The organism is Intestinimonas sp. HCP28S3_D6 (assembly GCF_052065695.1).
Lineage (GTDB): Bacteria > Bacillota > Clostridia > Oscillospirales > Oscillospiraceae > Intestinimonas.
This window is the reverse complement of sequence record NZ_JBQHTM010000055.1, coordinates 1-18,023: the sequence shown is the minus strand read 5'-3', so window position 1 is coordinate 18,023 and position 18,023 is coordinate 1. Positions and strand designations below refer to the sequence as shown.

Annotated in this window: 14 protein-coding genes; 4 read left to right on the top strand and 10 right to left on the bottom strand. The window is 65.0% G+C overall.

Annotation, left to right across the window (positions count from 1 at the left end):
- Positions 1–493 precede the first annotated feature (493 nt).
- The gene (locus tag ACTNBK_RS14715; RefSeq protein WP_441147251.1) at positions 494–1,411 is read right to left on the bottom strand and encodes an RluA family pseudouridine synthase; all 918 of its coding nucleotides are present in this window, start codon (positions 1,409–1,411) and stop codon (positions 494–496) included.
- Complete coding sequence (lspA, locus tag ACTNBK_RS14710; protein ID WP_441147250.1) at positions 1,386–1,874, bottom strand: signal peptidase II; 489 nt, start codon at positions 1,872–1,874, stop codon at positions 1,386–1,388. Before lspA ends, ACTNBK_RS14715 begins: the two co-directional genes overlap by 26 nt.
- A 290-nt stretch (positions 1,875–2,164) precedes the next feature.
- Here lspA and ACTNBK_RS14705 point away from each other — a divergent pair, with 290 nt between their 5' ends.
- The 3 genes from ACTNBK_RS14705 to ACTNBK_RS14695 all read left to right on the top strand — a co-directional run bounded on the left by ACTNBK_RS14705 (position 2,165) and on the right by ACTNBK_RS14695 (position 5,849).
- Positions 2,165–2,494, top strand: coding sequence for a hypothetical protein (locus ACTNBK_RS14705; protein ID WP_441147248.1), 330 nt, complete (start codon positions 2,165–2,167; stop codon positions 2,492–2,494).
- Positions 2,495–3,248: 754 nt separating this feature from the next.
- Positions 3,249–3,515, top strand: coding sequence for a 30S ribosomal protein S15 (rpsO, locus tag ACTNBK_RS14700; RefSeq protein ID WP_294514001.1), 267 nt, complete (start codon positions 3,249–3,251; stop codon positions 3,513–3,515).
- A gap of 192 nt (positions 3,516–3,707) precedes the next feature.
- Entirely contained in the window at positions 3,708–5,849 is a 2,142-nt protein-coding gene (locus ACTNBK_RS14695) for a polyribonucleotide nucleotidyltransferase (protein WP_441147246.1), read from the top strand.
- A gap of 209 nt (positions 5,850–6,058) precedes the next feature.
- Here ACTNBK_RS14695 and ACTNBK_RS14690 read toward each other — a convergent pair whose 3' ends face one another.
- Complete coding sequence (locus ACTNBK_RS14690) at positions 6,059–6,568, bottom strand: hypothetical protein (protein WP_441147244.1); 510 nt, start codon at positions 6,566–6,568, stop codon at positions 6,059–6,061.
- 151 nt (positions 6,569–6,719) lie between these two features.
- Between ACTNBK_RS14690 and ACTNBK_RS14685 the strand changes: the two genes are divergently transcribed.
- Positions 6,720–7,547, top strand: coding sequence for an epoxyqueuosine reductase (locus tag ACTNBK_RS14685; RefSeq protein ID WP_441147242.1), 828 nt, complete (start codon positions 6,720–6,722; stop codon positions 7,545–7,547).
- 44 nt (positions 7,548–7,591) lie between these two features.
- Here the strand turns inward: ACTNBK_RS14685 and ACTNBK_RS14680 are convergent, their stop codons facing one another.
- From ACTNBK_RS14680 to ACTNBK_RS14650, 7 genes are all read right to left on the bottom strand, one after another.
- Complete coding sequence (locus ACTNBK_RS14680) at positions 7,592–8,515, bottom strand: MFS transporter (protein WP_441147240.1); 924 nt, start codon at positions 8,513–8,515, stop codon at positions 7,592–7,594.
- 139 nt (positions 8,516–8,654) lie between these two features.
- Complete coding sequence (locus tag ACTNBK_RS14675) at positions 8,655–10,505, bottom strand: glycoside hydrolase family 13 protein (protein WP_441147238.1); 1,851 nt, start codon at positions 10,503–10,505, stop codon at positions 8,655–8,657.
- Positions 10,506–10,546: 41 nt separating this feature from the next.
- On the bottom strand, positions 10,547–11,758 hold the full coding sequence (locus ACTNBK_RS14670; protein WP_441147236.1) for a carboxylate--amine ligase: 1,212 nt from the start codon (positions 11,756–11,758) through the stop codon (positions 10,547–10,549).
- Positions 11,755–11,952: a hypothetical protein gene (locus ACTNBK_RS14665; protein ID WP_441147234.1), complete on the bottom strand. Its 198-nt coding sequence runs from the start codon at positions 11,950–11,952 to the stop codon at positions 11,755–11,757. Before ACTNBK_RS14665 ends, ACTNBK_RS14670 begins: the two co-directional genes overlap by 4 nt.
- Positions 11,953–11,974: 22 nt before the next feature.
- Positions 11,975–14,197 (bottom strand): RelA/SpoT family protein, encoded by a 2,223-nt coding sequence (locus ACTNBK_RS14660; RefSeq protein WP_441147233.1) that lies wholly within the window; start codon positions 14,195–14,197, stop codon positions 11,975–11,977.
- A gap of 37 nt (positions 14,198–14,234) precedes the next feature.
- Positions 14,235–16,304, bottom strand: coding sequence for a single-stranded-DNA-specific exonuclease RecJ (gene recJ / locus ACTNBK_RS14655; protein WP_441147231.1), 2,070 nt, complete (start codon positions 16,302–16,304; stop codon positions 14,235–14,237).
- A gap of 564 nt (positions 16,305–16,868) precedes the next feature.
- The gene (locus ACTNBK_RS14650; RefSeq protein WP_441147228.1) at positions 16,869–17,909 is read right to left on the bottom strand and encodes a M42 family metallopeptidase; all 1,041 of its coding nucleotides are present in this window, start codon (positions 17,907–17,909) and stop codon (positions 16,869–16,871) included.
- Positions 17,910–18,023: the final 114 nt, after the last annotated feature.

Sequence of the window (18,023 nt, the reverse complement as noted above, 5' to 3'; positions counted from 1 at the left end):
CGGCTGCGGCAGCATCGCCCAGGATGGAAGCCAGCGGCTTCCATCCTGACCGACGCTCTGATTAACTAAGTTCTACCGTGCAGGTGTCCAGCTTGCACTTGCAATTTGCGGACGTAAAAGGACGGGGGAGACGGCTCAAAACCCGTTTCTTTTTCCCTGCTGGAAAAAGAACGGTTTTTGGAATCCAAAGAAAAAGGGGCTCCCGAGTGGGTTGAGTGGCTCCAAATAGGAATCCGGCGGCCTGGCTTTACGCCCCGTAGAGCACCAGCACCGTCCACAGGTGACTCCGCCGGTGGAACAGGGACAAGCTGTGGTCCTATCCGCAATTTTTTCGCCGCCTGCGCGGGTGGGGGTCGGGACGTGGTGGCGCTGCCTGATATTGCCGTTGCTGCAACGTGGGTGGTGTCTACCGCAGCGCAGGTGAGTATCGGGGTGTGGTGGCGCTGCCCGGTATTCCCTTTCCTGTGACGCGGACTGGTTGGAGGGCCGCCACTCAGGGCCGGCCCCGCTCCAGCCGGTCCAGCACCGCCGTGAACCAGTCGGGCAGGGGGCACTCCACCGTCATGCGCTCGCCGGTGCGGGGGTGGACGAAGGAGAGTCTCCGGGCGTGGAGGCACTGGCCCGCCAGCCCGGGTACCGGCTTTTTGGCGCCGTACACCGTGTCCCCCAGCAGGGGGTGGCCGATGGAGGCCATATGGACCCGGATCTGGTGGGTGCGGCCCGTCTCCAGCCGGCAGCCGATGTGGGTATAGCCGGCATACCGCCCCAGCACCTCCCAGTGGGTCACCGCCTCACGGCCGTTTTTCCGGTCCACCGCCATCTTCTTCCGGTCCACCGGGTGGCGGCCGATGGGGGCGTCCACGGTGCCCTTGTCCTCCTTCAGCCCCCCCACGCACACCGCCTCATAATAGCGGTACAGGGAGTGGTCCTGGAGCTGGGCCGCCAGAGCCAGGTGGGCGGCGTCGTTCTTGGCAGCGATGATGAGGCCGGAGGTGTCCCGGTCGATGCGGTGGACGATGCCCGGCCGCAGCTCCCCGTTGATTCCAGAGAGACTATTTTTACAGTGATATAACAGAGCGTTGACCAAAGTGCCGTCGGGATGGCCGGGGGCGGGGTGGACCACCATGCCCACCGGCTTGTTGACCACGATGACGTCGGCGTCCTCGTAGACCACGTCCAGGGGAATGTCCTGGGGCAGCACGTCCACCGGCTCCGGGTCGGGAAGGGTGAGGGCCACGTCGTCCCCCACGGCGGTGCGGGCGTTCTTCTTCACGGCTTTGCCGTTGCAGGTGACCGCCCCCTCCTCGATGAGCCGCTGGGCCGCCGAACGGGTGAGACCCTCCACGCTCCGGGCCAGGAACTGGTCCAGCCGCTCCCCGTCCTGGTCAGCTCTCAGTATCACTTCTGTCATGGGGCGCCTCCTTTTTCTCCAGCTTGTCGTAGTAGAAAAGGAAGTAGACGCAAAAGGCGATGCCGCCGCAGACCACACAGATGTCGGCCACGTTAAAGACGGCGAAATGCATGAACTGGAAGTTGAACATGTCGGTGACGAAGCCGAAGAGGGCCCGGTCGATGAGGTTGCCCACCGCCCCGGCAAAGACCACCGTCAGGGTGGTCACCCCAAAGGGGTGGCGGATCACCCGGCGCAGCAGGGCCACGGCGATGGCCACCGCCACCACCGCCGAGATGAGGGTCAGAATCCAGGTGTGGTCGGAGAAGATGGAAAAGGCGGCGCCGGTGTTCTTCACGTAGGTGAGCTCCACCAGGCCGGGGAGAAAGGGGACCGAGGTCCCCAGGGGGATGTTTGCGCGGACCAGGTACTTGACCACCTGGTCGGCGGCCACCAGGACCGCCGCGAGCAGGGCATACAGCATAGCGGTAAAAACTCCTTGTCTCCGGCCCCAGGCCGGGATGGGCCCTTCAGATGGGCCGGTATCATACCTTTTCATTATATCAAAATCCGACCGGTTTACAATCACATTCTTCCCCCGTCCACTTTTTGGGACCGGTCCTGTGATTTTCCCCCTTGACAGCAATCGAACATTTGTTGTATCATCGACTCGAACAAAAGTTCTGGAAACCTTTTGGGCGCCGGTGCCGTCTAAGAGAGTAAGAGACACCCCATCAAACGGCGGCAGGCCCGCAGCACAGGAGGGATCACGGTATGCAAACCATTTATTACAGGACGGAACACTTCATCCGGCACCAGGGCAACCTGGTGGATCTGGCGGCCTATCGCCAGAAGCTCTCCGCGGTCTCCGGCGGGGACCTGGCCCCTGTGCTGGCCGAGCCGGTGCCTGACTCGGAGCCCGAGGTCCAGGGCCCCCAGCTCTACCTGCTGCCCAAGCCCGCCCCCATAACCCCCCGGCGGCGCTCTGCACGGCGGCAGCGGCGGCTCCGCCGGGCGGCGGTGATGCTGGACCTGTGCGCCAGCATCGCCGTGGTAGCCCTCACCGCCGGGGCGCTGGCCGCCTTCCTGGGCCTGCTGGGGTAAGAATGGCCACAGGCCAGGCGGGCAGATGCTATCCGCCCCTATCCCAGCCCTGGAGCGTGATCTCGTGGGCGGCCACAGGCCGCCCGTTAACCTACGTCGCAACACCCACCCACGCAGGCGGCGAAAAAAGTGGGGATAGAACCACCGCTTGTCCCTGTTCCGCCGGGGTAGTCTACCGTAGACGGGGCTGGTGCACAATGGGGGCGTAAAGACGGGCCGCCGGATTCCTATTTGGAGCCACTCACCCCGCACGGGAGCCCCTTTTTCTTTGGATTCCAAAAACCATTCTTTTTTCCAGCAGGGAAAAAGAAATGGGTTTTGACCGTCTCTCCCGTCCTTTTACGTCACAGAAAGACAAAGAGACGAGGCGTAAAACCACACCGCAAGGCTCTCCCTCATCCGTCTGGCCTTCGGCCAGCCACCACGGGTTAAGGAAGAAGTGATTTCTTCTGACTGTCCACCGGACAGTCAGACCCCCCAGGGGAAGGCTTTCCCCGCGCCGGGGCAGTTTCAATGTCACAACATCCGCGCAGCGGACCTTTCCCCTCCGGGAAGGCCCTCTGTGCGGAATTTTTTTGGCAAAACAGGAATTTTTCCTTTACTTTACGGCCAGGATATGATAATCTACTATGGCACGCAAAGTGCCAAGAACGCCCAGATGCCTCGTTCCGGGACACAGCCCGCTCTCACGCGGGGGTTTTCACCCGCCCGTTACGCAGCCCTCGGGCAAATCAGATGAAAGGTGGAATTTTCCATGATCCGTAAGGACGAAAAGACGGCCGTCATTGAGGCCAACCGCACCCATCCCACTGACACCGGCTCCCCCGAGGTGCAGATCGCCATTCTGACCGCCCGCATCCAGGAGCTCACCGAGCACCTGAAGATCCACATCCACGACAACCACAGCCGCCGCGGCCTGCTGAAGATGGTCGGTAAGCGCCGCAAGATGCTGGACTACCTGGCCAAGAAGGACGTGGAGCGTTACCGCGCCATTATCGCTAAGCTGGGCATCAGAAAGTAATGAAGTGAATGAGGGTGGTGTGGGCTTCCGCACCACCCTTTCTTCCAATCCACCCCATTTTCCACCCGCGTTCAGAGCCCAAACGGCTTTTTTAGCAGTTGAACCTGTGCCCGGAAAGCCCGGACCCGCGTTCAAATGCTAAAAACGGCCTGACGGCTCTGACGTGCATCCACATCACAAAGGAGGAACAACATGTCAACCGTCATCACTCACAAGCAGTTCCCCAACCACAAGACCTACAAGATGGACCTGTGCGGCCGTCCCCTCACCATCGACGTGGGCAAGGTGGCCGAGCTTGCCACCGCCTCCGCCATGGTCTCCTACGGCGAGACCACCGTGCTGGTGGCCGTCACCGCCGCCCCCCGTCCCCGGGACGGCGTGGACTTCTTCCCCCTGAGCGTGGACTTCGAGGAGAAGCTCTACGCCGTGGGCCGCATTCCCGGCTCCTTCATGCGCCGTGAGGGCCAGCCCTCCCTGCCCGCCGTGCTGGCCGCCCGTGTCATCGACCGCTCCATCCGCCCCCTCTTCCCCTACGACTTCCGCAACGACGTGGTGGTCACCTGCACCGTCATGAGCGTGGACCGGGACTGCTCTCCCGAGATGACCGCCATGATCGGCGTGTCCGCCTGCCTGGCCTACTCCGAGATCCCCTGGGCCGGCCCCATCGGCTGCATGGAGATGGGCTATGTGGACGGCCAGATCGTCAAGAACCCCACCCAGGAGCAGAAGCACGCCTCCAAGCTGGACCTCACTGTGGCCGCCACCGACGGCAAGGTCATCATGATCGAGGCCGGCGCCGACCAGATCCCCGACGACATCATGTATGACGCCATCCTCCAGGCCCACGAGGAGTGCCGCAAGCAGGTGGCCTTCATCAACACCATCGTGGCCGAGATCGGCCGTGAGAAGATGACCTACGACCACGCCGCCTTCGACCAGGAGCTCTTCGACGACATCGTGGCCAATTTCATGGACGAGGCCAAGGCCGCCATGGACACCGACGACAAGAACATCCGGGAGGCCCGCTGGAACGCCATGATCGAGAAGTGGCACGAGAAGTACCTGGAGAGCCACCCCGACATGGACCAGTACCTGGAGGAGATCACCTACAAGTTCCAGAAGAAGATCGTCAAGGCCTGGCTCCTGGAGGGCCACCGCGTGGACGGCCGCGCCAAGAACGAGATCCGTCCCCTGGCCGCCGAGGTGGGCGTCCTGCCCAAGGTCCACGGCTCCGGCCTCTTCACCCGCGGCCAGACCCAGGTCCTCTCCATCTGCACCCTGAACACCCTCTCCGCCGCCCAGAAGCTGGACACCATCTGGGAGGAGGAGGAGAAGCGGTACATGCACCACTACAACTTCCCCGCCTACTCCACCGGTGAGGCCCGTGCCGCCCGGTCCACCAACCGCCGCGAGAAGGGCCACGGCGCCCTGGCCGAGCGCGCTCTGGACCCCGTCATCCCCCCCGTGGAGGAGTTCCCCTACGCCATCCGCGTGGTCTCCGAGGTCCTGAGCTCCAACGGCTCCACCTCCCAGGGCTCCATCTGCGGCTCCACCCTGGCCCTTATGGACGCCGGCGTGCCCATCAAGGCCCCCGTGGCCGGCATCTCCTGCGGCCTCATCCAGGACGATGACGGCGGCTTCACCACCTTCATCGACATCCAGGGCGTGGAGGACTTCCACGGCGAGATGGACTTCAAGGTGGCCGGCACCAAGGCCGGTATCACCGCCATCCAGATGGACATCAAGAACGACGGCCTCTCCCACGCCATCATCAAGGAGGCCCTGGAGATCACCAAGGACGCCCGCTACGCCATCCTGGACGAGATCATGCTCCCCTGCATCTCCAAGCCCCGGGAGGACGTGGCCGACACCGCCCCCAAGATGGTCAAGATGAAGATCGACCCCGACAAGATCCGCGAGGTCATCGGCTCCGGCGGCAAGGTCATCCAGAAGATCTGCGCCGACACCGGCGCCAAGATCGACATCGAGGACGACGGCACCATCTACATTGCCGGCGTGGACAAGGCCTCCTGCGACGCCGCCAAAAAGACCATCGAGACCATCGTCTTTGTGCCCGAGGTGGGTCAGCTGTACTACGGCAAGGTGGTCCGCATCCTGCCCTTCGGCGCCTTCGTGGAGCTGGCTCCCGGCAAGGACGGCATGGTCCACATCTCCAAGCTCTCCAACCGCCGCGTGGAGAAGTGTGAGGATGTGGTCAACATCGGCGACATGATCTGGGTCAAGGTCATCGAGATCGACGAGAAGGGCCGCGTGAACCTGTCCTACAAGGACGCCCTCCGGGAGATCGAGAACAACCCCGGCCTGAAGAAGTAAGAACGCCCAAGTGACCGGGCGGGCGGAACCACATCCGCCCGCCCGGTTTTTTTCATATGGCGGACACTCCTCCGTAGGGGCGGCTATCAGCCGCCCGCCGTGCCGGTGTGGGACTGTTATATTTGTAGGGCGCGGCTTCCCAGACGCGCCCGGTACACAAAAAGCCGGGGCGGCCTTTGCCGCCCCGGCTGTGATCCGGTACTGTTCCGCTATTTTCCATGCCGGAAGTGGAAGGTCTTCTCTCCCGTCACCGGCTGGTAGAGGGTATCTGTATCCGGCTCGTAGACCAGTTGCTCCGTGAGGCCCTCTGCTCCATAGGTGAGCCATACCTCTTGGCCCGCGTTGGTGCCATAGACGATATACAGGAGCCCGTCCAGGCCGGAGATCCCCCGCAGCGCCTGGCAGTCCGGCAGCCAGTCCTCCAGCACATCGGAGGTGTAGGTGACCCCCTCCAGAGGCTCGCCGTCGTTGTCCAGCACCTCCGTGGTTTCTGGGGTACAGTGTGTCAGCAGCCCTTCCGCGGTGAGGGCGGTCCTTTCCCCGTCGGGCGGAGTCACCCGGTAGAGGCCGTAGGTCTCCCGCTCCCGGTCGGACATGACCACAGTGCGGCTCTGTCCGTTCCACCACCGAAAGCCCAGGACGCCCGCCAGGATGAGCGCCGCGGCCAGGACCAGCAGGCCCCACTTCCACCCGCTCCGGCGGCCGGTATACCCTTTCATATGTCCCGCTCCCTTCCATCTATTTTTATCCGGGCCTTTCAGGCCCATCCTATCCGATTTTTCACACTCTGTCAACCCGAGGCGCCCGACGCCCTGGGCCATTGGGCGGCTAATCGCCGCCCCTGCAAAGATCATGAAGGGAGTGCTCGTCATGGAACTGGATACCCTCTGGACCCGGGCCGGAGCGGCCGGGTGGGGGACCTGCGCCTACGCCGACCTGCTGCCCCACATGGATGAGCATGCTCAGGCCAAGGCGGAGGGGCTCTGTCCCGCCCCCGCCGGGGTGTATGTGGCCGCCTTCCCCTACTACGCCGGGGAGACCCCCGGCAACCTGTCCCGCTACGCCCGTGGGGAGGACTACCACACCGCCCTGGCCCGGCGGCTGACTCCCGTCTGCGCCGCCCTGGAGGCACACCACCCTTTCCACAAATTTGTCCCACTTGTGGACAACTCCCCCCTGCCGGAGCGGGAGGCCGCCGCCCTGGCCGGGCTGGGCCTCCGGGGGAAAAACGGCCTCGTCATCCTGCCCCCCTGGGGGAGCTGGCTCTTTCTGGCCACGGTCCTCACCGACCTGCCCCTGCCCTCCGCCCCCGCGCCCTCCCCAGACTGCGTCGGCTGCGGCGCCTGCCTGGCCGCCTGTCCCGGAAAAGCCCTGGGCCCCAACGGTTTTGACATTTCCAAATGTCTCTCCGAGCTCACCCAGCGCAAGGGGGAGCTGACAGCGGAGCAGACCGGCCTTCTCCGCCGTCACAACCTCATCTGGGGCTGCGACGCCTGTCAGACCGTCTGCCCCTACAACCGGGATGTGCCCATCACGCCCCTGCCGGAGTTCCGGGACGGACTTCTTTCCACACTTACCCCAAAAGATGTGGAAAACTCCACCTGGAAACAGTTCCAGGCCGCCTTCCCGGACCGGGCATTCACCTGGCGTGGCCCCGGCGTGCTGGAGCGCAACCTGAAGCTGAAAGAGGAGAAATAAAAGAGCGACGGCTTTGGACTAACGTCCAAAGCCGTCGCTTTTTCTTATGTCAGCCGCCCCATGCCGTGCAGAAAGAGGACCAATCCCCCGCCGCAGGCGGCCGCCCCCAGCAGGAGGGCCCAGCCGGTGCCCAGGTCAGCGGCGCCGCCCCCCATCAGCAGGAGGGTGCCGCCCCGCCTTCCCAGTCTGCCGGTGAGCCGGTGGGACCGGACACCCGCCAGGGCGGCCAGGGTGGTGAGGACGTAAAGGAGGCCGAACCACCGGAGGGGGATGCCGGCGCGGCGGTACTGCACCTGGGAGAGAAAGACGGCTACGAACTGCACCGTCTCGGTAAAGAGGGCGGCCCCCACCAGCAGGGGGGCGTGGGCAAGGCTCCACCCCAGGGCGGAGCGGAGGGGCGGACGCTCCGACCGGGCCGGTGCCTCCCCCGGCGGATCGGTGAGAAAGAGTGTGAGGAGGGCGGCCAGGCCGTAGGTCACCACCGTCCATCCGGCGGCGGCGCGGTAGTGGTCCCCGAAGAAAAGGGTGGAGCACACCCCCGCCGTCAACAGCCCGGCGGTCTGGACCGCTCCCCACAAGCCGAAGCGCCGCTGGCCCTCCGCCGGGTCGCCGCAGGCGTAGAGGTAGGCGGAGTCACAGCCGGAGAGCCCGGCGAGGGCCACGGCCAGGATGACCCGCTCCAGCAGAAAGTCCCCAAAGCCGTTTGCCCGCCAAAAGACCACCTTGGAGAGGGCGTAGAGGGCGGTGGAGAGGACGATAACCCGTCGGTGGCCCAGCCGGTCGGCCACCCTGCCCCAGGGGAGCTCCAGCAGGAGCATGAGGGCCACCGACACCGACTCGATGGCGCCGATCTGGGCCAGAGTGAGCCCGGTGGCCTGGCGGTAGAGAGTGGCCACGGGGGCATAAAAGCACAGTCCCTCCAAAAAATAGGCAGCAAAAAAGAGCGCGGTATTGTGCCTGGTATCCATCTGAATTTCCTCCTGTTTTCGTCTGGCGCGGCCAAATGGGCAGCACCGGGAAGCCCGCCGGAGGCGGACCCAACGAAACAGAGGGGCATCAGATGGGACGAGGCATCAATACACGCGCTCCTTTCAAAGCTTCAGAATTTTACAGCCGCCGCAGCAGCAGGCCGCTCATAGGGGCGAGCCGGATGGCGGCCTGGCCGGTCTCGGCGTTGGCGGGCCACACCATGGACCCGTCCACCTGGGCCCAGCTGCCGGCCACGGTGAGGACGGTGGGCCGGTCGCCGGCGTTGGCGGCGCAGAGGACGCTGTCCCCCTCCCAGGTCCGGGTAAAGGCCAGCACCGCCCCCTCCGCCTTCACATAGGCGATGTCGCCCTTCCGCAGGGGGGTAAGCTCCTTCCGGGCCCTGCCCAGGGCGGTGTACCAGGCGGTGAGGTCCTTGTCCTCGCTCCCCCAGGGGAAGGTGCGGCGGTTGAGGGGGTCCTCGAAGCCCTCCATGCCCGCCTCATCGCCGTAGTAGGTGGTGGGGCTGCCCGGGAAGGCGTACTGCACCAGGGAGGCCAGCCGCAGCCGCTGCACCCCCAGGGCCCGCTGCTCCGGGGTGAGCCGGTAGGTGGACCGCCACTCCTTGCTCTCCCCGCCGCAGTCGCCCCCCACCCCCAGCAGTGTGAGGATGCGGGGGGTGTCGTGGGTGCCCAGGGAGTTCATGGCGGAGTAAAAGGCGGCGGGGGGGTAGTTCTCCCGCAGGGTTTCCATGGTCTCCCGAAAGGCCCCGGCGTTGTGGGCCAAAAGCCAGGTGAGGAGGGCATTGCGGAAGGGGTAGTTCATGAGCCCGTCCAGATAGCCCCCCAGCAGGTGCTTGCGGCGGACGCCGTAGGCCACCTTGTTGGAGCCGTCCTCCCACACCTCGCCGATGATGACAGCCTCGGGCTTCACCGCCCGGGCGGCGGCGTGGAGCTTGCCCACGAACTCGTCGGGGAGCTCGTCGGCCACGTCCAGCCGCCAGCCGTCGGCCCCTGCCTCCAGCCATCGGCGGACGATGCTGTTCTCGTTCTCAATGATATAGTCCACATAGCTGGGCTCGCTCTCGTTCACCGCCGGCAGGGAGTAGATGCCCCACCAGGCGTCGTAGCGGTCCGGCCAGTGGGAAAAGTGGTACCAGCTATAATAGGGGGACTCCTTGGACTGATGTGCCCCCAGGCCGGGGTAGGAGCCGTCCCCGTTGAAGTAACGGCTCACGAAGCCCTGGTGGTTAAAGACCCCGTCCAATATCACCCGCATGCCCTTGGCCCGGGCGGCGGCACACAGCAGGGCGAAGTCCTCGTTGGTGCCCAGCATGGGGTCGATTTTTTCATAGTCGCCGGTGCCGTAGCGGTGGTTCTCCGGTGCCTCGAAGATGGGGCAGAAGTAGAGGGTCTCCACCCCCAGGCTCTGGAGGTAGTCCAGCTTCTCCATGACCCCTGCCAGGGAGCCGCCGAAGAAGTCCCGGTTGCGGACCTCGCCCCGCTCATCGGGCCGCCACACCGGCTCCTCAAACCAGCCGGTGTGGACGCTGCGGCCGCCCACCATGCCGGTGGGGTCGGGGACGGCGGTGCGGCGGAACCGGTCGGGGAAGATCTGGTAAGTGACTCCCTCCCCGAACCAAGTCGGCACCTCCACGGTGCCGTCATAGACGGTGAGCTGCCGCTCCGGCAGCTCCAGCACCTTGCCGTCCAGCCGCTCCAGCCGGAAGGAGTACCACACCAGGCCCAGATAGCCGCTGGTGTCCAGGGTGCAGGAAAAGAGGTCCCGGTCCCCGTCCAGCCCCGTCCAGGGCATGGGGAGGGTCACCGTCTCGTCGTTTCGGAACTCAAACCGTGCCTTCACAAAGGCCCGGGACCAGCCGTCCCCCCGCCAGGGGCGGAGGGTGAGGCGCACCGGGACGCCCGACGCCACCGCCCCGTAGGGAGTCTTGTACCGGGGGTCCCGGGAGTCAAAGATAGGCGTGTCAGTCACACTACATCACTCACTATTGCGCAGAATGGGCATCGGGCACCTCAGTCCGGCCGGTGGTAGTACTTTTTGAACTTCACGAAGTGCCCCAGCTGATTTTTCTCCAGCTTCAGTTTACGCTTGAAGGCGGCGTCGGGTCCGTAGAGGAGGGGGTTGGTCACCGCCCCGGCCCGGATGAGCGCCTTCATCTCCTGGTGGTAGCGCTTGGGGGTATAGTCGAAGGCCACCTTGTGGGGGACCACCATCCACAGCGAGCGGTTCCGGGTGATGATGGGCTCCAGGGCCTTGTGCTCCACCCGGTCGGCCACCAGGAGCTTGGCCAGGTTGTAGCCCGCCCCGGTCACATAGTAGTTGCTGCGGCCCTGGCGGGTGTTGATCTCAAAGGCCTTGAACTGCCCGTCCCGCTGGTCGTACTTGATGTCGAAGTTGGAAAAGCCGGTAAAACCCACGTCCTCCAGGAAGGCCTGGAACTTCTCACTGAGGCCGTCGGCGGGCTCGGTGATGATGACGGCGTGGTTGCCGATGCCGTGGGGGGTGTGCTCCTCCAGCAGCACATGGCCCAGGCACATGAGCTTCACCTGAGCATGCTCATCGGAGTAGCAGGTGAGGACCCGCATGAAGCTGTCGTCCCCGGGGATGAACTCCTGGATAATCATGGCGTCGGGGTAGCCGGCGGCGTAGATCTTGTCCAATGTGGCCTCCAGACTGGCCCGGTCGGGAAGGGTAAAGACCTTCTCACTGCCGGGAAAGTCGTGCTCCCAGTAGTGGACCCCGTTGGCCGGCTTGCAGATATAGGGGGGCTCAAAGGGCAGCTCGAAGTCGTGGCCCATCTCCTTCCGGTAGACGAAGGTGGACGGGTGGTCGATGCCGTACTTGTCGCACAGCTCATAAAACCGCTCTTTGTCGGTGAGCTCCTCCATGAGCTCCAGGTCGATATAGGGGGCGATGACGTTGGCGGGGAACCGGTCTTTGTACTGGGCCGCCAGCTTCACGTAACTGTCGCCGCAGCCGATGACCAGCACCGTCTTGTCCGGGTTGGCCCGGGCGAATTTACACACGTTGTCGTAGAAGGTGGGCCCGTCCTCGTTCTTGGCGCACACCCGGTAGTCCAGGATGGCGCTTTCATAGCACACGCCGGTGGCGAACTTGCCATAGGCGGTGGAGCGGATGCCGTAGGCCTCATGGAAGGCCCGGGCCATGCTGTATACGTTGATGTCCCCGCCGAAGAGGAGGGGGAGGAAGGATGTCTCCATCATGGTTCAGCTCCCTGAAAGATGATCTCATACCAGTTTTTATCTCCGCCGGGACCCATGGGGACCACCCGGACGGGATACCGGGCCGCCGCCCAGGCGGCCTCCTCGTCGGTGAGCCGCAGCTCCCGGCGGCGGATGCCGCCCCCGGCGAAGGCCTGGGACAGCTTCCTGTCCAGTCGTGCTTCTCTCTCTGTCATGGCTTGGCTCCTCGGCGGCCCATCAGCCGGTGGCCCGCTTGACCTGGTAGACGCCGGAGATCTGGCCCAGCTTGTTGATGAGGCTGGTGAGCTCGTTGCGGTCCTTGACCTCCAGCACCACCGACACCAGGGCGTAGCCGTCGGGGAGGCCCCGGGCGGAGAAGCTGCTCACCTTCACCTTGGCGGCGGTGAGGGCCATGGTCACATCCAGGGCCAGGCCGTCCCGGTCCTTGGCGGAGATCTCCAGAGAGGTCTGGTAGCCGGTCTGGTCGCTCTCGCCCCAGGAGACCTTCACCCAGCGGCCGGCCTCCTCGGGCTTGCGCTTGGCGGGGTCGGCGTTGGGGCAGTCCTGCCGGTGGACCGACACGCCGAAGCCCCGGGTGATGAAGCCCACCACCGGGTCCCCGGGCACCGGGGTGCAGCACTTGGCGAACTTCACCAGGCAGTTGTCCAGTCCCTCCACGATGATGCCCGACTCGCTGCGCTTGGCGCCGGGGATGAGCTTGGCGGGGGCGGAGAGCTGGGGGGAGTTGGCCTGGGCGGCCAGTCGCTCGGCGTTGGCCTTCTCGGTCTTGTCCCGGTTGATGCGCAGCAGCTCGTCCCGGATGCGGTTGACCGCCTTCTGGGCGGTCATGCCGCCGTAGCCGATGGCGGCGTAGAGGTCGTCCAGGCTGCCGGAACCCACCTTCTTGAGGAGGTGGGGGAGGACGTCCTCGCCGGTGATGGCGGCCAGCTGGATGCCGGCCCGCTTGAGCTCCGACTCGAACATGGCCCGGCCGGTGACGATGTTCTCCTCCCGGCGCTCCTTCTTGAACCACTGCTTGATCTTATTGCGGGCCTCGTTGGACTTGCAGATCTTCATCCAGTCCCGGCTGGGGCCGTGGGCCGACTTGGAGGTGATGACCTCCACGATGTCGCCGGACTGGAGCTGATAGTCAAAGGTGACGATACGCCCGTTGACCTTGCATCCCGTCATGGCGTTGCCCACGGCGGAGTGGATGTTGTAGGCAAAGTCGATGGGGGTGGCTCCGGCGGGCAGGTTGACCACGTCGCCCCGGGGGGTGAACACGAACACCTCGTCGGCGAAGAGGTCCACCTTCAGCGTGCGGACGTACTCCTCAGCCTCGGTGTCCTGCTGGCTCTCCAGCAGCTTCCGGACCCACTCGAAGGCCTCCTCGGTGCCCAGCTTGTCGTTGGCCAGGCCCTGCTTGTACTTCCAGTGGGCGGCGATGCCGTATTCCGCCGTGTGGTGCATATCCCAGGTGCGGATCTGCACCTCGAAGGGGATGCCCTCCCGGCCGATGACGGTGGTGTGGAGGGACTGGTAGCCGTTGGGCTTGGGGGTGCCGATATAGTCCTTGAACCGGCCCAGCACCGGCTTGAAGAGGTCGTGGATACAGCCCAGGACGTTGTAGCACTCGTTGGTGTCGTCCACGATGACCCGGAAGGCGTAGAGGTCGAAGATCTCGTCCAGGGTCTTGTTCTGGGCGAACATTTTTCGGTAGATGGAGTAGATGTGCTTCACCCGGCCGTAGACGGTGGCCTGGATGCCCTCCTCGGCCAGCCGGTCCTGGATCTTTTTCTGGATGCTGGCCATGAACTCCTCGTGGGCGGAGGAGCGGCGGATGAGCTCGTCCCCGATCTCCTGGTAGCCCACCGGGTCCAGATACCGCAGGGAGATGTCCTCCAGCTCCCACTTGATCTTCTGCATGCCCAGCCGGTGGGCGATGGGGGCGTAGATCTCCATGGTCTCCAGGGCCTTCTCCCGCTGCTTGCGGGGGGTCTGGTACTCCATGGTGCGCATGTTGTGGAGCCGGTCGCAGATCTTGATGAGGATGACCCGGATGTCCTTGGCCATGGCCATGAGCATCTTGCGCAGGTTCTCCATCTGCTCCTCTTCCTTGGAGGTGTACTGCACCCGGGTCAGCTTGGTGACCCCCTCCACCAGGTCGGCCACCGTGGGTCCGAAGAGCTTGGCGATGTCCTCATGGGTGGAGCCGGTGTCCTCGATGCAGTCGTGGAGGAGGGCGGCGATGATGGAGTCGGTGTCCAGCTCCAGCTCGGCCACGATCTCGGCCACCGCCAGGGGGTGGGTGATATAGGGGGAGCCGTCCTTGCGCAGCTGCCCCGAATGGGCCTGGTCGGCGTACTGGAAGGCGGCGTAGAGCCGCTTGGTGTCCAGGTTGTGGTTATATTGTTTGATCTTGTCTTCCAGGGCGTGATAGCTCTCCAAGACGGGGTCCATACGATCACCTCTTCTAAAATGCGCCCCGTCCCGGCCTTCAACGCTGGGAGAGGCGGCGCAGCCGCTTCATGAGGGCGGAGTCCTCCAGATCCACCTTGCCCTCCACCTGACACAGGTCAATGCGCAGGTGGTCGGTGGACTGCTCCACCCGGATGAGCCCGTGCTCATCCAGGACCTCCAGGCAGACCATGGTCCGCATGACGGTCTCCTTGATGCCGTAGGTCCGGGAGACCCCCCGGGCCAGACGGCGGGCGGTGTCCTCCACCCGGCCCTGCCGGGCGTGGCCGCTGAGATACCGCCACACGGCGGCAAATTCCGCCCGGCTGGGGATGAGGGCGGCCGCCTCCCGGGCGGTCAGGTTCTCCCCCTGCCGCAGGCGGTCGTAGAGGGCCTGCTCGGCCTCCATGCGGGTGGGGGCGGGGCGCAGATCGCACAGCTGGAGCTGCACCGACCGGGTGCCCCGGAATTCGTTTATCTGGGGGGTAAAGGCCACGTCCACCCGGTCCCCGGGGGCCAGGCCCGCCATCCGGGCCGTCACGGAGAAGAAGATGGCGTCCAGGCTGTGGCCGCAGCGGCTTAAGCGCAGCTTCAGGTGCCGGCCGCCCCCCACCTCGTTGAGGGTGGACACGGTACAGCCCGACAGGGAGAACACCGGCTTGGGGTTGCCCGCCCCGTAGGGCTCCAGCACCCCCAGGCCCTGGACCTCCTCCACGGTGAGGAGGGCGGGGTCGGGGAGCTCGGCGTTGATGTTCAGCACCGACACCAGCTCGGCCCCGCCGCTCCAGGTCTCCACACATTCCTCCACCCGCTTCCGGAATGCGTCGATGTTCTCCTCCAGAATGGTAAAGCCGGCGGCCAGGGCGTGGCCCCCGAAGCCCTCCAGCAGGTCGGCGCAGGACTCCAGGGCCTTGAACAGATTGAAGCCGCCAAAGCTCCGGCAGGAGCCCTTCCCCTTGCCGTCCTGGAGGCAGATCATGAAGGTGGGGCAGGAGTACCGCTCGGCCAGGCGGGAGGCCACAATGCCCACCACCCCCTGGTGCCAGTTTTCCCCGGAGAGGACCAGGGCCCGGCGGGGGGCAGCCGATTCCCGCTCCAGGCGGGAGAGGCACTCCTGGTAGATGTCCGCCTCGATGGCCTGCCGCTCCCGGTTGAGCTCACACAGCTCCTTGGCCAGCAGCTCCGCCCGGGCGGGGTCGTCGGTGAGGAGGAGCTCGGCGGCCACCCAGGCCTTCCCCATGCGCCCGGCGGCGTTGATCCGGGGCGCCAGGGTAAAGCCGATGCCCGTGGCGGTGAGACACCGGCTCTCCGCCCCCGCCTCCCGGATGAGGGCCTTGAAGCCGGGCCGGCGGGTGTGGGCCAGGGCCCGGAGCCCCTGCCGGACGATGGTCCGGTTCTCCCCGGTGAGGCTCATGACGTCGGCCACCGTGCCCACGGCGGCCAGGTCGGAACAGCGCTCAAAGACCGCCTGCCGCCCCTCCGGCGGGGTGAGGGCCAGGGCCAGCTTCAGAGCCACCCCCACCCCGGCCAGGCAGGGAAAGGGGTAGCCGCAGTCGCTCCGGTGGGGGTCCACCACCGCCGCGGCGGCGGGGAGGTCCTCCTTGCACTCGTGGTGGTCGGTGATGATGACCTCCATGCCAAGGCTGTTGGCGTAGTCGGTCTCGGCCACGGCGGTGATGCCGCAGTCCACCGTCACGATGAGACTCACCCCCGCCTGGTGCAGGTGGTCCACCGCCTCTTGGTTGAGGCCGTAGCCCTCCTCCAGCCGGTCGGGGATGTACGGGATGACCTGGCCCCCCCGGCTCCGGAGGAACTGGGTCAAAAGACAGGTGGACGTGATGCCGTCCACATCGTAGTCGCCGTAGACGGCGATGGACTCCCCGCGCTCTAAGGCCAGCGTCAGCCGGGCCGCCGCCTTGTCCATGTCCCTGAGGAGGAAGGGGTCATGGAGGGGCGCCTCCCCGGCGGACAAAAAGTCCTGGGCCGCCTCCGGGGCGTCCAGCCCACGGGCGCACAACACCAAGGCAGCCAGAGCCGGCAGTCCGGCCCTCCGCAGCCCTTCCACGGCGCTCCTTTCCGGGGCTGCCAGATTCCATTTCTTGTACTTCATCCGTTTGCCCTCAAATTTCAAAAAATCAACTTTTATTATACCAAATCCCCCCGACACTTACAAGGGAAAGTCCAGGGTATGGCAAAAGGAAAAGGACCCGCCCCTCCGGCGGGGAGGGACGGGTCCTAAAACATTCCCCCTGGAAGGGGAAAGGCGGATGGCCGAAGGCCAGACGGATGAGGGTGGGCTGATAAAATGGATTTCCTTATCAACATACGTGAAAGGACGGGGGAGACGGTCAAAACCCGTTTCTTTTTCCCTGCTGGAAAAAGAACGGTTTTTGGAATCCAAAGAAAAAGGGGCTCCCGTGCGGGTTGAGTGGTCCCAAATAGGAATCCGGCGGCCTGGCTTTACGCCCCCATTGTGGACCAGCACCGTCCACAGGAGACTCCGCCGGTGGAACAGAGACAAGCTGTGGTCCTATCCCACATTTTTTCGCCGCCTGCGCGGGTGGGAATCGGGACGTAGCACCGCTGACTGGTATTCCCTCTATTGTGGGGCGAGGCTTCTCAGCCGCCCGCCCTACCCGAAACACAGGCGCAAATGAGGGTCCCCTTCAGTCCCTTACGCGCACTCCAGATAGAGAGCGATGAGCTTGATGGTCTCCCGCATGCCGTGGAAGTGGGTGCGCTCCATGCCGTGGGAGGCCTGGACGCCGGGGCCGATGAGGGCGGCCTTGGCGTCGCTGCCCGCCTTCCAGGCCACCGACACGTCGGACGAGTAGTGGGGGTAGACGTCCACGGCGTAGTCCACCCCATTGGCCTTGGCCAGGGCCACCAGGCGGCTCACCATGTCGTAGTCGTAGGGCCCGGAGGAGTCCTTGGCGCAGATGGACACCTGCTCCTCGGTGCAGGTGAGGTCCAGGCCCACGCAGCCCATGTCCACCGCCAGCAGCTCGTCATAGTCCCAGGGGATGGTGGCGCCGCCGTGGCCCACCTCCTCGTAGACGGTGAGGTGGATCTCGGTGTCATACCGGGGCTTCACCCCGTCGTCGGCCATCAGCTTCAGCAGGGTGAGCAGGCAGGAGGCGCTCCCCTTGTCGTCGATGAACCGGGACTTCAAAAAGCCGCTCTCGGTGACGGTGGTCTTGGGGTCAAAGCAGATATAGTCCCCCACCTCGATGCCCAGGGCCCGGACGTCCTCGGCGGTCTTGACCACCTCGTCCAGACGGACGTACATGTTCTGCTCGTCCCGGGGCCGGGTGGCGGCGTCGTCAAAGACGTGGCTGGCGGGGGAGAGGGAGAGGACGGTACCGGTGTACACCTTGCCCTCCCGGGTGTAGATCTTGCAGTACTCCCCGTCCAGGGTGGGCATGAGGGGGCCGCCGATCTTGGTCACCATCAGCTCCCCCTTGGGGCCAATGGACCGGCACATGAGGCCCAGGGTGTCGATGTGGGCGCACAGGCCCACCTTCTTGGTGTGCTCCCGGCCGGGCACCTCGATGACCAGTCCGCCCTTGTTGGTGCGGCGGGTGGCGTAGCCCAGGCCCCGGGCGACGCCCTCCGCCGCCTCCACCGCCCGGCGGGTGAAGCCGCTGGGGGAGTCGGTGGTCAGGAGGGTCTTTGCCGTCTCCATGAGAAAATCCTTGCAGCCGTTAAAGTCCATAAGTTTCCTTCCTTCCCATTGGTGTTTTATCCCCCCTATCATACCCGCTTTCCCCGGGAAAGGCAACGAAAAACCGGCCATGGAGCGCTCCATGGCCGGTATGATCCTGTCGTC

Bases quoted from the DNA above. Each gene is read 5' to 3' on its own strand.
- ACTNBK_RS14690 (WP_441147244.1), bottom strand. From the start codon at position 6,568: ATGAAAGGGTATACCGGCCGCCGGAGCGGGTGGAAGTGGGGCCTGCTG.
- ACTNBK_RS14715 (WP_441147251.1), bottom strand. From the start codon at position 1,411: ATGACAGAAGTGATACTGAGAGCTGACCAGGACGGGGAGCGGCTGGAC.
- ACTNBK_RS14705 (WP_441147248.1), top strand. From the start codon at position 2,165: ATGCAAACCATTTATTACAGGACGGAACACTTCATCCGGCACCAGGGC.
- ACTNBK_RS14665 (WP_441147234.1), bottom strand. From the start codon at position 11,952: ATGACAGAGAGAGAAGCACGACTGGACAGGAAGCTGTCCCAGGCCTTC.
- ACTNBK_RS14680 (WP_441147240.1), bottom strand. From the start codon at position 8,515: ATGGATACCAGGCACAATACCGCGCTCTTTTTTGCTGCCTATTTTTTG.
- ACTNBK_RS14685 (WP_441147242.1), top strand. From the start codon at position 6,720: ATGGAACTGGATACCCTCTGGACCCGGGCCGGAGCGGCCGGGTGGGGG.
- ACTNBK_RS14670 (WP_441147236.1), bottom strand. From the start codon at position 11,758: ATGATGGAGACATCCTTCCTCCCCCTCCTCTTCGGCGGGGACATCAAC.
- ACTNBK_RS14660 (WP_441147233.1), bottom strand. From the start codon at position 14,197: ATGGACCCCGTCTTGGAGAGCTATCACGCCCTGGAAGACAAGATCAAA.
- lspA (WP_441147250.1), bottom strand. From the start codon at position 1,874: ATGCTGTATGCCCTGCTCGCGGCGGTCCTGGTGGCCGCCGACCAGGTG.
- recJ (WP_441147231.1), bottom strand. From the start codon at position 16,304: ATGAAGTACAAGAAATGGAATCTGGCAGCCCCGGAAAGGAGCGCCGTG.
- ACTNBK_RS14650 (WP_441147228.1), bottom strand. From the start codon at position 17,909: ATGGACTTTAACGGCTGCAAGGATTTTCTCATGGAGACGGCAAAGACC.
- rpsO (WP_294514001.1), top strand. From the start codon at position 3,249: ATGATCCGTAAGGACGAAAAGACGGCCGTCATTGAGGCCAACCGCACC.
- ACTNBK_RS14695 (WP_441147246.1), top strand. From the start codon at position 3,708: ATGTCAACCGTCATCACTCACAAGCAGTTCCCCAACCACAAGACCTAC.